This window comes from Streptomyces sp. CA-278952 (assembly GCF_028747205.1).
Classification (GTDB): Bacteria; Actinomycetota; Actinomycetes; order Streptomycetales; family Streptomycetaceae; genus Streptomyces.
Map to the genome: position 1 here is coordinate 6,932,899 of NZ_CP112880.1, position 14,444 is coordinate 6,947,342.

Sequence of the window (14,444 nt, forward strand, 5' to 3'; positions counted from 1 at the left end):
AGGCTCGTGTGACGACGATCGGGCGTCCGGGCCCAGGCCCGGACGCGACCGACGGAGACAAGGCCCGGCAGGGCCGAGCGACGAGCAGAGAGCGGTGCACAGTGTCCGGTGGAGAGGTGGCCGGGATCCTCGTGGCCGTCTTCTGGGCGATCCTGGTCTCGTTCCTCGCCGTGGTGCTGGTGAGGCTCGCCCAGACGCTCAGGGCGACCACCAAGCTCGTGGCGGACGTGACCGACCAGGCCGTTCCGCTGCTGGCCGACGCCTCGGCGACGGTGCGCTCCGCGCAGACCCAGCTGGACAAGGTCGACGCCATCGCGAGCGACGTCCAGGAGGTCACCTCCAACGCCTCCGCGCTCTCCACCACCGTCGCCTCCACCTTCGGCGGCCCCCTCGTCAAGGTCGCCGCGTTCGGCTACGGCGTACGGCAGGCCCTCGGCCGCCGCACCGCACCCGAGCCCGAACCGGAACCGGCGCGGGGCCGCGGCTCCGCCCGCCGTACGGTGATCGTCGGCCGGACCGTACCCTCGGCGCGCGGACGCAGGCGCGAACGCCGAAACGCCCGCGGACAGAAGGACTGATCGAGCGATGTTCCGCCGCACGTTCTGGTTCACCGCCGGCGCAGCCGCCGGTGTGTGGGCCACCACCAAGGTCAACCGCAAGCTCAAGCAGCTGACCCCCGAGAGCCTCGCCGCGCAGGCCGCGGACAAGGCGATCGAGACCGGTCACAAGCTCAAGGACTTCGCCCTCGACGTACGCGAGGGCATGGTCCGGCGCGAATCCGAACTGGGCGGCGCCCTGGGCCTTCAAGCGCCGGTCGACCCCGACCTCCCCGTACAGCGGCACTTCGCCGTCGAAGCGGCCGAACCGCCCGCGAACGCGAACACGCACCGCAAGCTCCCCTACAACTCGAACAACCGGAATGAGGACCACTGATGGAGTCGGCTGAAATTCGCCGCCGCTGGCTGAGCTTCTTCGAGGAGCGCGGTCACACCGCCGTGCCTTCGGCGTCGCTCATCGCGGACGACCCGACTCTGCTGCTGGTCCCCGCGGGCATGGTCCCCTTCAAGCCGTACTTCCTCGGCGAGGTCAAGCCGCCCGCCCCGCGCGTCACCAGTGTGCAGAAGTGCGTCCGTACGCCGGACATCGAAGAGGTCGGCAAGACCACCCGCCACGGCACCTTCTTCCAGATGTGCGGCAACTTCTCCTTCGGGGACTACTTCAAGGAAGGCGCCATCCAGCTCGCCTGGGAGGCGCTGACCAACTCCGTCGAGGACGGCGGCTACGGCCTCGACCCCGAGAAGCTCTGGATCACGGTCTACCTCGACGACGACGAGGCAGAGCAGATCTGGCGCGACAAGATCGGCGTTCCCGCCGAGCGCATCCAGCGCCTGGGCAAGAAGGACAACTTCTGGTCCATGGGCGTCCCCGGCCCGTGCGGCCCGTGCTCGGAGATCAACTACGACCGCGGCCCGGAGTTCGGCGTCGAGGGCGGCCCGGCCGTCAACGACGAGCGCTACGTGGAGATCTGGAACCTGGTCTTCATGCAGTACGAGCGCGGCGCCGGCGACGGCAAGGAGGACTTCCCGATCCTCGGGGACCTGCCGTCGAAGAACATCGACACCGGTCTCGGCCTCGAACGCCTCGCCATGATCCTCCAGGGCGTACAGAACATGTACGAGACCGACACCCTGCGCGTCGTGATGGACAAGGCCACCGAGCTGACCGGCGTCCGCTACGGCGCCGAGCAGGGAACCGACGTCTCGCTCCGCGTCGTCGCCGACCACATCCGTACGTCGGTGATGCTCATCGGCGACGGCGTCACCCCCGGCAACGAGGGCCGCGGCTACGTGCTGCGCCGCATCATGCGCCGCGCCATCCGCAACATGCGTCTCATGGGCGCCACCGGCTCCGTGGTGAAGGACCTGGTCGACGTCGTGATCGACACGATGGGCCTGCAGTACCCGGAGCTGATCACCGACCGCAAGCGCATCGAGACGGTCGCGCTCGCCGAGGAAGCGGCCTTCCTCAAGGCCCTCAAGGGCGGCACCAACATCCTGGAGACCGCCGTCACCGAGACCAAGGCCGCCGGCGGCCAGGTCCTCGCCGGCGACAAGGCGTTCCTGCTCCACGACACCTGGGGCTTCCCGATCGACCTCACCCTGGAGATGGCCGCCGAGCAGGGGCTCTCCGTGGACGAGGACGGCTTCCGCCGCCTCATGCAGGAGCAGCGCGACAAGGCCAAGGCCGACGCCCGCGCCAAGAAGACCGGTCACGCCGACCTCTCCGCCTACCGCGAGGTCGCCGACACCTCCGGCGCCACCGAGTTCACCGGCTACACCGCCACCGCGGGCGAGTCCACCATCGTCGGCCTGCTGGTCGACGGCGTGCCCTCGCCCGCCGCCACCGAGGGCGACGAGGTCGAGGTCGTCCTGGACCGCACCCCCTTCTACGCCGAGGGCGGCGGCCAGCTCGCCGACACCGGCCGCATCCGGCTCGACACCGGCGCCGTGATCGAGATCCGCGACGTCCAGAAGCCGGTCCCCGGCGTCCACGTGCACAAGGGTGTCGTCCAGGTCGGCGAGGTGACGGTCGGGGCTCCTGTCTTCGCCTCCATCGACAGCACCCGCCGCCGCGCCATCGCCCGCGCCCACAGCGCCACCCACCTCACGCACCAGGCGCTGCGCGACGCGCTCGGCCCGACGGCCGCCCAGGCCGGCTCGGAGAACTCGCCCGGCCGCTTCCGCTTCGACTTCGGTTCGCCCGCCGCCGTCCCCGGCACGGTCCTCACCGACGTCGAGCAGCGGATCAACGAGGTCCTCTCGCGGGAACTCGACGTCCAGGCCGAGGTCATGTCCATCGACGAGGCCAAGAAGCAGGGCGCCATCGCCGAGTTCGGCGAGAAGTACGGCGAGCGGGTCCGCGTCGTCACCATCGGCGACTTCTCCAAGGAGCTGTGCGGCGGCACCCACGTCCACAACACCGCCCAGCTGGGTCTGGTGAAGCTGCTCGGCGAGTCCTCCATCGGCTCCGGCGTGCGCCGTATCGAGGCCCTCGTCGGCGTGGACGCGTACAACTTCCTGGCCCGGGAGCACACGGTCGTCGCCCAGCTCCAGGAGCTGGTCAAGGGCCGCCCCGAGGAGCTCCCCGAGAAGATCGCGGGCATGCTCGGCAAGCTCAAGGACGCCGAGAAGGAGATCGAGAAGTTCCGCGCGGAGAAGGTCCTCGCGGCCGCCGCCGGACTCGTCGATTCCGCCAAGGACGTCCGCGGTACCGCCCTGGTCACCGGCCAGGTCCCCGACGGCACCTCCGCCGACGACCTGCGCAAGCTGGTCCTGGACGTCCGCGGGCGCATCCAGGGCGGCCGGCCGGCCGTCGTGGCCCTGTTCACCACGGCCAACGGCCGCCCGCTCACCGTCATCGCCACCAACGAGGCCGCCCGCGAGCGCGGTCTCAGGGCCGGTGACCTGGTGCGCGCCGCCGCCAAGACCCTCGGCGGCGGTGGCGGCGGCAAGCCGGACGTCGCCCAGGGCGGCGGCACGAACCCGGCCGCCATCGGCGACGCCGTGGCCGCCGTCGAACGCCTCGTCACCGAGACCGCGTGACGAGCGGGATGACGCCGATGCGCCGGGGCCGACGGCTCGCCGTCGACGTCGGGGACGCCCGGATCGGGGTCGCCTCGTGCGACCCCGACGGGATCCTGGCCACGCCGGTGGAGACCGTGCCGGGACGCGACGTCCCGGCCGCCCACCGGCGGCTCCGCCAACTCGTCGAGGAGTACGAGCCGATCGAGGTCATCCTCGGTCTGCCGCGCTCCCTCGCCGGCGGCGAGGGCCCGGCGGCCGTCAAGGTCCGGGAGTTCGCCCAGGTGTTCGCCCACTCGATCGCGCCCGTCCCGGTGCGGCTGGTGGACGAGAGGATGACCACAGTGACGGCCGCTCAGGGGATGCGCGCCTCGGGCGTGAAGTCCAAGAAGGGCCGATCTGTCATCGACCAGGCTGCCGCTGTGGTGATCCTTCAGAACGCTCTGGAGTCCGAACGGGCGTCAGGCAATCCCCCGGGTGAGGGCGTCGAAGCGGTTGTCTGATCGCGATACGGTAACGTTCCGCGCGATGCGGCGGTGTTCGAACAAACACCGCACAGCGAAGCGAAGAGACGGAACGTCGTCTCGCGGCTCAAGGGGATCGATGACTGAGTATGGCCGGGGCCCCGGCTCCGAACCGTGGCATCCCGAGGACCCCTTGTACGGGGACCAGGGATGGGGAGGCCAGCAGGCCGCCCACGGCCAGGGCCAGTACGGCGACCAGCAGCAGTCCTATCCGCAGGACCCGTACGCCCAGCAGCACCAGAACCAGCACCAGTACCAGGACCACCAGCAGTACCCGCAGCAGCAGCCGTACGACCAGCATCAGCAGTACGGGCAGCAGCAGAACCACCAGCAGTACGGCACGCCCCAGCAGGACCCGTACGCCCAGCAGCCGGGTGCCCAGCCGCAGTACAACGGCGGCTGGGACACCGGGCAGCAGGCCGCCATGCCGTACGGGGCCGAGCCCCAGGACCCGTACGCCCAGCAGCCCGGCGGCTACGACGCGTCGCAGGACTACTACGGCACCCCTGAGGCCTACCCTCCGCCGCAGCCCCCGGGCCGCCGCGACGCCGTGGCCGAGCCGCAGCAGCAGCCGACGGAGTGGGACCCGGACGAACCGCAGGAGGAGACGCACCCCTTCTTCACCGGTGCGGACGAACCGGCAGGCCGCGAGCCGCGCGACGACGACGACCCGGACGGCGACGGTTCGCGCGCCTCGCGCCGCGATCGCGGCGGCAGCGACCGCCGGGGCGGCAAGGGGAAGAAGAAGAGCCGCAGCGGCGTCGCCTGTCTGGTGGTCTCCGTCGTCCTGGTCGGCGGCCTCGGCGGAGTCAGCTACGTCGGCTACACCTTCTGGCAGGAGCAGTTCGGCGCCCCGGCCGACTACGCGGGGACGGGCACGGGCGAGGTCGAGGTCGAGATCCCCGAAAAGTCGCTCGGCTACGACATCGCCAACATCCTGCGCAAGAAGGGCGTCATCAAGTCCTCCGACGCCTTCGTCGCGGCGCAGAACGACAACCCCAAGGGCAAGTTGCTCCAGGCCGGCGTCTACCTCCTCAAGAAGGAGATGTCCGCCGCCAGCGCGATCGAGTTGATGCTCGACCCGAAGAGCCAGAACGCGTTCGTGATCCCCGAGGGGACCCGTAACGTCGCGGTCTACGCGAAGATCGACGAGCGGCTGGGACTGGAGAAGGGCACCACGGCGAAGATCGCCAAGACCAAGGCGGAGTCCCTGGGGCTGCCCGACTGGGTGGGCGACAACCCGGACGTGAAGGACCCGCTGGAGGGCTTCCTGTACCCGGCCGCCTATCCGGTCGCCAAGGGGTCGAAGCCCGAGGACGCGCTGAAGCGGATGGTCGCGCGGGCCAACAAGGAGTACGCGGACATCGACTTCGAGGCCACGGCCAAGAAGTTCAACCTCGACGGGCCGTGGCAGGTGCTCACGGTGGCGAGCCTGGTGCAGGCGGAGGGCCTCACGCACGACGACTTCCGCAAGATGGCGGAAGTCGTCTACAACCGGCTCGAACCCGACAACATCATCACCAACCGCAAGCTCGAGTTCGACTCCGCTTTCAACTACCTCAACAACCAGAGCAAGATCAAGATCAGCTCCAAGGAGATCCGGACCAACCCGGATCCGTACAACACCTACTACCACGCGGGTCTCCCGCCGGGGCCGATCAGCAACCCGGGCATGGACGCCATCAAGGCGTCGCTCAACCCGACCACGAACGGCTACATGTTCTTCATCTCGCTCGACGGCAAGAAGACCGACTTCACGAAGACCGTCGAGGAGCACGAGAAGCTGAACGACAAGTTCAAGGAGCAGCAGGGACTTGGCTGATATGCGCCGCCGGGCCGCCGTCCTCGGTTCGCCCATCGCCCACTCCCTCTCCCCGGTCCTGCACCGCGCCGCGTACGCCGCGCTCGGCCTCGACGACTGGTCCTACGACCGGTTCGAGGTCGACGAGGCGGCGCTGCCGGGCTTCGTCGCGGGGCTGGACCCCTCGTGGGCGGGGCTGTCGTTGACCATGCCGCTCAAGCGGGCGGTCATCCCGCTGCTCGACGAGATCAGCGCGACGGCCGCCTCCGTGGAGGCCGTCAACACGGTCGTGTTCACCGGGGACGGGCGGCGGGTCGGTGACAACACCGACATCCCCGGCATGATCGCCGCCCTGCGGGAGCGCGGCATCGACAAGGTCGACTCCGCCGCCGTCCTCGGCGCCGGAGCCACCGCCTCCTCCGCGCTCGCCGCCCTCGCCGCCGTCTGCGCCGGACCCGTGACGGCGTACGTGCGCGGCCCCGAGCGGGCGGCCGAGATGCGGGCCTGGGGGGAGCGGCTCGGCGTCGACGTCGTGATCGCCGACTGGGCGGACGCGGCCGCGGCGTTGAGCGCGCCGCTCGTCATCGCCACCACCCCGGCCGGTGCCACCGACGCCCTGGCCGGATCCGTGCCGGCGGCCCCGGGCATCCTCTTCGACGTGCTGTACGAGCCGTGGCCCACCGCCCTCGCCGCCGCCTGGTCGGCGCACGGCGGGGCCGTCGTCGGCGGACTCGACCTCCTCGTCCACCAGGCACTGCTCCAGGTCGAGCAGATGACCGGCCGGGTCCCGGCGCCGCTGGCCGCCATGCGGCAGGCCGGGGAAGCCGCGCTCGCGGCCCGCTGACGGGCCCGCGGACCGGCGCCGCCCGTCCGTCTGCTGGACCGGCGGCCGGAACGTGCCCCCGGTCGTGGGAGGATCAAAGGCGGCGGGCCAGGGCCGCGCACCCGGTGGCGCCGTTGGATTTCAGGCGCGAGCATGAGGAGCACCGTTGAGCAGGTTGCGCTGGCTGACCGCGGGGGAGTCGCACGGCCCCGCACTGGTGGCGACGCTGGAGGGCCTTCCCGCCGGTGTCCCGATCACCACGGAGATGGTGGCGGAGGCGCTGGCCCGGCGACGGCTCGGTTACGGCCGCGGCGCGCGGATGAAGTTCGAGAAGGACGAGGTCACCTTCCTCGGCGGCGTACGCCACGGCCTCACCATGGGCTCCCCGGTCGCCGTCATGGTCGGCAACACCGAGTGGCCCAAGTGGGAGCAGGTCATGTCGGCCGACCCGGTCGACCCCGCGGAACTGGCGAAGCTCGCCCGTAACGCCCCGCTGACCCGCCCCCGGCCCGGCCACGCCGACCTCGCGGGGATGCAGAAGTACGGCTTCGACGAGGCCCGGCCGGTCCTGGAGCGCGCCAGCGCCCGGGAGACCGCCGCGCGCGTCGCCCTCGGAGCCGTCGCCCGCTCCTACCTCAAGGAGACCGCGGGCATCGAGATCGTCAGCCATGTCGTCGAGCTGGCCGCCGCCAAGGCCCCGTACGGGGTCGTCCCCGTCCCCGCCGACGTGGAGAAGCTGGACGCCGACCCGGTCCGCTGCCTGGACGCCGACGCGTCCAAGGCGATGGTGGCCGAGATCGACCAGGCCCACAAGGACGGCGACACCCTCGGCGGAGTCGTCGAGGTGCTGGCCTACGGCGTGCCCGTCGGGCTCGGCTCGCACGTGCACTGGGACCGGCGCCTGGACGCCCGGCTCGCCGCCGCGCTCATGGGCATCCAGGCCATCAAGGGCGTCGAGGTCGGCGACGGCTTCGAGCTGGCCCGGGTCCCCGGCTCCCAGGCGCACGACGAGATCGTCGCCACCGAGGACGGCATCAGGCGCACCTCCGGGCGGTCCGGCGGCACCGAGGGCGGGCTCACCACCGGCGAGCTGCTGCGCGTCCGCGCCGCGATGAAGCCCATCGCGACCGTGCCGCGCGCCCTGGCCACCGTGGACGTCGTCACCGGCGAGGCCACCAAGGCCCACCACCAGCGCTCCGACGTCTGCGCCGTCCCGGCCGCGGGCATCGTCGCGGAGGCCATGGTCGCCCTCGTCCTGGCCGACGCGGTCGCGGAGAAGTTCGGCGGCGACAGCGTCCCCGAGACCCACCGCAACGTCCAGTCGTACCTCGACCACCTCCAGATCCGATGAGCGGCCCCCTGGTCGTCCTCGTCGGCCCGATGGGCGTCGGCAAGTCCACCGTCGGCGAACTGCTCGCCGCCCGGCTCGGCACCACCTACCGGGACACCGACGCGGACGTCGTCGCCGCGGCCGGCAAGCCGATCGCGGAGATCTTCTACGACGAGGGCGAGGAGCACTTCCGCGCCCTGGAGCGCCGGGCCGTCGAGGCGGCCGTCGCCGGGCACACCGGCGTCCTCGCCCTCGGCGGCGGTGCCGTCCTGGACGCGGCGACCAGGAAGCTGCTGGCCGGCCGTCCGGTCGCCTACCTCTCCATGGACGTGGACGAGGCCGTCCGCCGCGTCGGCCTGGGCGCCGCCCGCCCCCTGCTCGCGGTCAACCCGCGCCGGCAGTGGCGCGAGCTGATGGACGCGCGCCGCCCCCTCTACGAAGAGGTCGCCCGGACCGTCGTCGCCACCGACGAACACACCCCCGAAGAGGTCGCCCAGGCGATCATCGACGCACTGGAACTGCCGGAGGGCCAAGCGGCCCCCGGCGTGGAGAACACCGGCATGACGCAGCAGGGCCCCACCCGCATCCAGGTCGCAGGCTCCGCGGGCTCCGACCCGTACGAGGTCCTCGTCGGCCACCAGCTCCTGGGCGAGCTGCCCCAGCTGATCGGCGACCGCGCGCGACGCGTCGCCGTACTGCACCCGGAGGCGCTCGCCGAGACCGGTGAGGCGGTCCGTCAGGACCTCGTCGACCAGGGGTACGAGGCCATCGCCATCCAGCTGCCGAACGCGGAGGAGTCCAAGACCGTCGAGGTCGCCGCCTACTGCTGGAAGGCGCTCGGCCAGACCGGCTTCACCCGCACCGACGTCATCGTCGGCATCGGGGGCGGCGCCACCACGGACGTCGCCGGGTTCGTCGCGGCCACCTGGCTGCGCGGGGTGCGCTGGATCGCGGTCCCGACGACCGTGCTCGGCATGGTCGACGCGGCCGTCGGCGGCAAGACAGGCATCAACACCGCCGAGGGCAAGAACCTGGTGGGCGCCTTCCACCCGCCCGCCGGGGTCCTCTGCGACCTCGCCGCGCTGGACTCGCTGCCGGTCAACGACTACGTCTCCGGCATGGCCGAGATCATCAAGGCCGGGTTCATCGCCGACCCGGTCATCCTGGACCTGGTCGAGGCCGACCCCGAGGGCGCGCGCACCCCGGCCGGGCCGCACACCGCCGAACTGATCGAGCGGTCCATCCGGGTCAAGGCCGAGGTCGTCTCCAGCGACCTCAAGGAGTCCGGACTCCGCGAGATCCTCAACTACGGCCACACCCTGGCCCACGCCATCGAGAAGAACGAGCGCTACAAGTGGCGCCACGGCGCGGCCGTCTCCATCGGCATGGTCTTCGCCGCCGAGCTGGGCCGGCTCGCCGGACGCCTCGACGACGCCACCGCCGACCGGCACCGCAGCGTCCTCGCGTCGGTGGGCCTGCCGCTCGCCTACCGCGGCGACCAGTGGCCCAAGCTGCTGGAGAACATGAAGGTCGACAAGAAGTCGCGCGGCGACCTGCTGCGCTTCATCGTCCTGGACGGCATCGGCAGGCCCACCGTCCTGGAAGGCCCCGACCCGGCCGTGCTGCTCGCCGCCTACGGGGAGGTCTCCGCGTGACCCGCAGGGTCTACGTCCTGAACGGCCCCAACCTCGGACGGCTCGGCTCGCGTGAGCCCGACGTCTACGGGGCCACCTCCTACGCCGGACTCGTCGACGCCTGCACGGCCCTCGGCAAGGAGCTCGGCTTCGACGTCGAGGTACGGGAGACCAACGACGAGGGACAGTTGATCCGCTGGCTCCACGAGGCGGCGGACGGATCGATTCCGGTCATTCTCAACCCGGGCGCCTTCACGCACTACTCGTACGGCATGCGGGACGCGGCCGCCCAGCGCACCGCCCCGCTGATCGAGGTGCACATCTCCAACCCGTACACCCGCGAGGAGTTCCGGCACACGTCCGTGGTCGCCGCGGTGGCCACGGGCACGGTGGCCGGGTTCGGCATCGGCTCCTACCGGCTCGCCCTGCGCGCCCTGGCCGACGAACTGACGGACTGACACCACACGGAGGCCCGTCCGCCCTCCGCGCGGCCGACGGGCACTTCGCACCCTCCCGGGCCGTTCACCCCGAGACGGCCCGGGAAGGTACGGTGGCCGTCCCATCAGCGTCAGTTGCAGTTACGAGACGGAGTGGCACCGGATGCAGCACGCAGCGGGGGCCCCGCTGCCGCCGCCCCACGGCCCCGGTATCGGGCACGTCGGCCGGCCGTACCAGGCCCAGCACGCCGGCCACCCCGGCCCGCCCCCGATATCCCCGCCGCCCGGCCAGGCCCCGCCTCCGCCGCCTCCCGGCCAGGCGCCCCCGCCTCCCGGCCAGGCTCCGCCCCCGGCCCAGGGCCGGCCCCAGCAGCCTGCCGCCCCCGGCCAGGCCCCGCAGCCGGGCTGGAGCGGCACCGGACCCACGCCGCCGCCCGCCGGGCAGGTCACCGGGCACACCGGGCACGTCCAGCTGCCCCCCGGCGGCCCCGTTCCGCTGCCCGCACCGCCCGCCGAGGCAGGCACCGGCGGCGCCACGCTCGCCGTCCTGCTCATCGGCCCCGCCGGGGCGGGCAAGACCACGGTCGCCAAGCTCTGGGCGGCTCGCCGCCGGGTGCCCACCGCCCACGTCTCCCTCGACGACGTCCGCGAATGGGTCCGCTCCGGCTTCGCCGACCCGCAGGCCGGCTGGAACGACCACTCCGAGGCCCAGTACCGCCTGGCCCGGCGCACCTGCGGCTTTGCCGCCCGTAACTTCCTCGCCAACGGCATCTCCTGCATCCTCGACGACGCCGTCTTCCCCGACCGCCCGGTCGTCGGCCTCGGCGGCTGGAAGCGCCACGTGGGCCCCGGCCTGCTGCCCGTGGTCCTGCTGCCCGGCCTGGAGATCGTCCTGGAGCGCAACGCCGCCCGCAGCGGCAACCGCAGGCTCTCCGACGAGGAGGTCGCCCGCATCCACGGCCGGATGGCCGGCTGGTACGGCTCCGGCCTCCCGATCATCGACAACTCCACGTACGACGTCGAGACCACCGCCCGGGTCCTGGACGACGTGCTGGCCCGCTCCATCGCGAGCCCGCCCGCCTGGTAGCCGTCGGCGGCCCGCCCGGCCGGGAGACCTCCCGGCGGCGGCCGGCCGCGCGGCGCCCCGGTGCCCGGACCCCGGTCGGGTGCGTTGGCCGGGCGGGGAGCCGCCCCCGCTCGTACGCTCGAACCATGTCAGAGGTGCACGCCGTCCGACGCGGGCTGCTCCGCGACCGGTGCGCCGCCGCGGGCTCCGCGGCCGCCCTGGTCTCCCGCCCCGCCAACGTCCGCTATCTCGCGGGCGGAGCGCCGCCCGGTGCCGTGCTGCTGCTCGGCCCCGGCGAGGACGTTCTGCTCTGCCCCCGCGCCCCGACCGGTGAACCCGCCCACGGGCGGCCCGACGAGGCGCTCCGGATCGACCTCCTGCCCGTCCCGGACGGGGACCCGGTGGTCACCGCGGCCGGCCTCGCCGCCTCGGCGGGCGCCGATTCGCTCGCCGTCGAGGAGCACGATCTGACCGTGGCCCGGCATCGAGCCATGGGGAAGGCCGCCCCACGCCTGATCCTGGCCGATCTGGGCTTCACCGTGGAGCAGCAGCGGATCGTCAAGGACGAGGAGGAGATCGGCTGCCTCCGGATCGCCGCCGAGATCACCGACCAGGCCCTCGGCGAACTCCTCGAATCGATCCTGGTCGGCCGCACCGAACGGCATCTCGCCCTGGAACTGGAGCGCCGCCTGGTCGACCACGGGGCGGACGGCCCCGCCTTCGCCACCTCCGTGGCCACCGGCCCCAACTCCGGCCAGGGCCGCCACCGGCCCTCGGACCGCAGGGTGGAGGAGGGGGATTTCCTCTCTGTCCGCCTCGGCGCGAGCTACCACGGCTACCGCTGCGAGATCGGCCGGACCTTCGTCATCGGCACCGCCCCCGCCGAGTGGCAGATCGAGCTCTACGACCTCGTTTTCGCCGCTCAGCGGGCCGGCCGGGAAGCCCTGGCGCCGGGGGCCGCCTATCGGGACGTGGACCGCGCCGCCCGTCATCCGCTGGAGTCGGCGGGGCACGGAGAGGGGCTTCAGCCGAGGACCGGGCACGGTGTGGGCCTGGAAATCGAGGAGGACCCGCAACTGGCACCGACAGCCATGGGTAAACTGGACGCTTGTGTGCCGGTCACCGTCGAACCGGGGGTCCACCTCCCGGGCCGGGGCGGTGTCCGGATCGATGACACGCTCGTCGTGCGCCCCGAGGCGGACGGCGGACCCGAGCTACTCACCATGACGACCAAGGAGCTGCTCGCGCTCTAGCGCGCATCCTCGGTCGTTCCACCAGCTTCAGTCCAGGAGATTCCGCAACCGTGGCTTCCACGAACGACCTCAAGAACGGCCTGGTGCTCAAGCTCGACGGAGGCCAGCTCTGGTCCGTCGTCGAGTTCCAGCACGTCAAGCCCGGCAAGGGCCCCGCCTTCGTGCGCACCAAGCTCAAGAACGTGCTCTCCGGCAAGGTCGTCGACAAGACGTTCAACGCCGGTGTGAAGGTCGAGACGGCCACCATTGACCGCCGAGACATGCAGTTCTCGTACATGGACGGCGAGTACTTCGTCTTCATGGACATGGACACCTACGACCAGCTCATGGTCGACCGCAAGGCCGTCGGCAATGCCGCCAACTTCCTGATCGAGGGCTTCACCGCCTCCGTCGCCCAGCACGAGGGCGAGGTGCTCTACGTCGAGCTGCCCGCCGCGGTCGAGCTGACGATCAAGCACACCGACCCGGGCGTCCAGGGCGACCGTTCCACCGGCGGCACCAAGCCCGCCACGCTGGAGACCGACTACGAGATCGGTGTGCCGCTCTTCATCAGCACCGGCGAGAAGATCAAGGTCGACACCCGCTCGGGCGACTACCTCGGCCGGGTGAACAGCTAACCGTGGCTGCCCGGAACAAGGCCCGCAAGCGCGCCTTCCAGATCCTCTTCGAGGCCGACCAGCGCGGTGAGTCCGTGCAGAGCGTGCTCGCGGACTGGGTTCGGCTCTCGCGGACCGACGACCGTCAGCCGCCGGTCGGTGAATTCACGATGGAGCTCGTCGAGGGGTACGCGCAGTACGCGGACCGGATCGACGACCTCATCGTCACCTACGCCGTGGACTGGGAGATCGACCGCATGCCGGTCGTCGACCGGTCCATCCTGCGGCTCGGTGCGTACGAGCTGATCTGGATGGACGAGACCCCGGACGCCGTGGTGATCGACGAGGCCGTCCAGCTCGCCAAGGAGTTCTCCACCGATGACTCCCCGTCCTTCGTGAACGGCCTGCTGGCCCGTTTCAAGGACCTGAAGCCGAACCTCCGCCGGGAGCAGTAGCCCCCGGCCGCGACGGTTCGGTCGCACACACCACGAAGGGCCCACGGTCAGCCGACCGTGGGCCCTTCGTCGTACCCGGGAGCCCGCACCGGGCCCGTCGTCCACGGGCAGGGGTGCGGACACGGGAACGCCTGGTGGGCGGGGCACGGAAACGCCGGGCGGGCGGGGCCCGAAGGTCCCCGCCCGCCCGGCGGCACGTTTCTGCTGGGGGTCCTGCCCCGCTCGCTCAGCCCTCGTCGTGGGAGACCGCGCGGCGCGCGTCCGCGTCCAGCACGCCCCAGCTGATGAGCTGCTCCGTGAGCACGGAAGGCGACTGGTCGTAGATGACGGCGAGCGTGCGCAGGTCGTCCTGGCGGATCGAGAGCACCTTGCCGTTGTAGTCACCGCGCTGGCTCTGGATGGTCGCCGCGTAGCGCTGCAGCGGACCTGCCTTCTCCGGCGGGACGTGGGCGAGGCGCTCCAGGTCCAGGACGAGCTTCGGCGGCGGCTCGGCGGCCCCGCCCGGCGTCGTACCGGGCAGCAGCTCCTGCACCGGGACCCCGTAGAAATCCGCCAGCTCGGCGAGGCGCTGTACGGTCACGGCACGGTCGCCGCGCTCGTACGAACCGACCACGACGGCCTTCCAGCGCCCCTGGGACTTCTCCTCCACGCCGTGGAGGGAAAGGCCCTGCTGGGTGCGGATGGCACGGAGTTTGGCCCCGAGCTGTTTTGCGTATTCGCTGGACATATGGCTCCCCGGACGCTGGAACAGTGTGCGGCTCCGCCGCGTGGCTGGTAACTCACTGTGAGGTTACGCAGCGTTACTTGGATGCGTCAAGCCGAATGGTCCGGACCGGCACCTCCCGGGGGCGGGGTCAGGGCCGAGCGCAAGCCCTGGTAGCGTGGATGACGCAATTTCGACGTCCTTTAACGATCCGTCCCGTGAGGCGGAGAAGGAGGTCCGT

The 14,444-nt window shown here is 71.7% G+C and carries 14 protein-coding genes; 13 read left to right on the forward strand and 1 reads right to left on the reverse strand.

The features are described 5' to 3' along the window. Positions 1–116 precede the first annotated feature (116 nt). The 13 genes from N7925_RS30805 to nusB all read left to right on the forward strand — a co-directional run bounded on the left by N7925_RS30805 (position 117) and on the right by nusB (position 13,500). The gene (locus N7925_RS30805; protein WP_007457957.1) at positions 117–578 is read left to right on the forward strand and encodes a DUF948 domain-containing protein; all 462 of its coding nucleotides are present in this window, start codon (positions 117–119) and stop codon (positions 576–578) included. Positions 579–585: 7 nt separating this feature from the next. Then, positions 586–933: a DUF6167 family protein gene (locus tag N7925_RS30810; RefSeq protein WP_265602745.1), complete on the forward strand. Its 348-nt coding sequence runs from the start codon at positions 586–588 to the stop codon at positions 931–933. Further along, positions 933–3,602, forward strand: a complete 2,670-nt coding sequence (gene alaS, locus N7925_RS30815; protein ID WP_265602746.1) for an alanine--tRNA ligase — start codon at positions 933–935, stop codon at positions 3,600–3,602. The genes N7925_RS30810 and alaS overlap by 1 nt, the downstream gene beginning before the upstream one ends. A gap of 8 nt (positions 3,603–3,610) precedes the next feature. Further along, entirely contained in the window at positions 3,611–4,084 is a 474-nt protein-coding gene (ruvX, locus tag N7925_RS30820) for a Holliday junction resolvase RuvX (RefSeq protein WP_265604060.1), read from the forward strand. 100 nt (positions 4,085–4,184) lie between these two features. Further along, positions 4,185–5,927, forward strand: coding sequence for an endolytic transglycosylase MltG (gene mltG, locus N7925_RS30825; protein ID WP_274345803.1), 1,743 nt, complete (start codon positions 4,185–4,187; stop codon positions 5,925–5,927). After that, complete coding sequence (locus N7925_RS30830) at positions 5,920–6,750, forward strand: shikimate dehydrogenase (protein ID WP_265602748.1); 831 nt, start codon at positions 5,920–5,922, stop codon at positions 6,748–6,750. Before mltG ends, N7925_RS30830 begins: the two co-directional genes overlap by 8 nt. A 145-nt stretch (positions 6,751–6,895) precedes the next feature. After that, positions 6,896–8,080: a chorismate synthase gene (aroC, locus tag N7925_RS30835; RefSeq protein WP_265602749.1), complete on the forward strand. Its 1,185-nt coding sequence runs from the start codon at positions 6,896–6,898 to the stop codon at positions 8,078–8,080. Beyond that, entirely contained in the window at positions 8,077–9,714 is a 1,638-nt protein-coding gene (gene aroB, locus N7925_RS30840) for a 3-dehydroquinate synthase (protein ID WP_274345804.1), read from the forward strand. The genes aroC and aroB overlap by 4 nt, the downstream gene beginning before the upstream one ends. After that, a complete protein-coding gene (locus tag N7925_RS30845; RefSeq protein WP_265602752.1) occupies positions 9,711–10,151 on the forward strand; it encodes a type II 3-dehydroquinate dehydratase in 441 nt (146 codons plus the stop codon). Before aroB ends, N7925_RS30845 begins: the two co-directional genes overlap by 4 nt. A 142-nt stretch (positions 10,152–10,293) precedes the next feature. Next, a complete protein-coding gene (locus tag N7925_RS30850; protein WP_274345805.1) occupies positions 10,294–11,217 on the forward strand; it encodes an AAA family ATPase in 924 nt (307 codons plus the stop codon). 125 nt (positions 11,218–11,342) lie between these two features. Beyond that, entirely contained in the window at positions 11,343–12,449 is a 1,107-nt protein-coding gene (locus N7925_RS30855) for a M24 family metallopeptidase (RefSeq protein ID WP_265602754.1), read from the forward strand. Between the two features lie 50 nt (positions 12,450–12,499). Beyond that, positions 12,500–13,066 carry an elongation factor P gene (efp, locus tag N7925_RS30860; RefSeq protein ID WP_265602755.1) on the forward strand — a complete coding sequence of 189 codons (567 nt, stop codon included), beginning with the start codon at positions 12,500–12,502 and terminating at the stop codon, positions 13,064–13,066. A gap of 2 nt (positions 13,067–13,068) precedes the next feature. Further along, a complete protein-coding gene (gene nusB, locus N7925_RS30865; RefSeq protein WP_007453233.1) occupies positions 13,069–13,500 on the forward strand; it encodes a transcription antitermination factor NusB in 432 nt (143 codons plus the stop codon). Positions 13,501–13,726: 226 nt separating this feature from the next. Here nusB and bldD read toward each other — a convergent pair whose 3' ends face one another. Then, a complete protein-coding gene (bldD, locus tag N7925_RS30870; RefSeq protein ID WP_003970358.1) occupies positions 13,727–14,227 on the reverse strand; it encodes a transcriptional regulator BldD in 501 nt (166 codons plus the stop codon). Positions 14,228–14,444 lie beyond the last annotated feature (217 nt).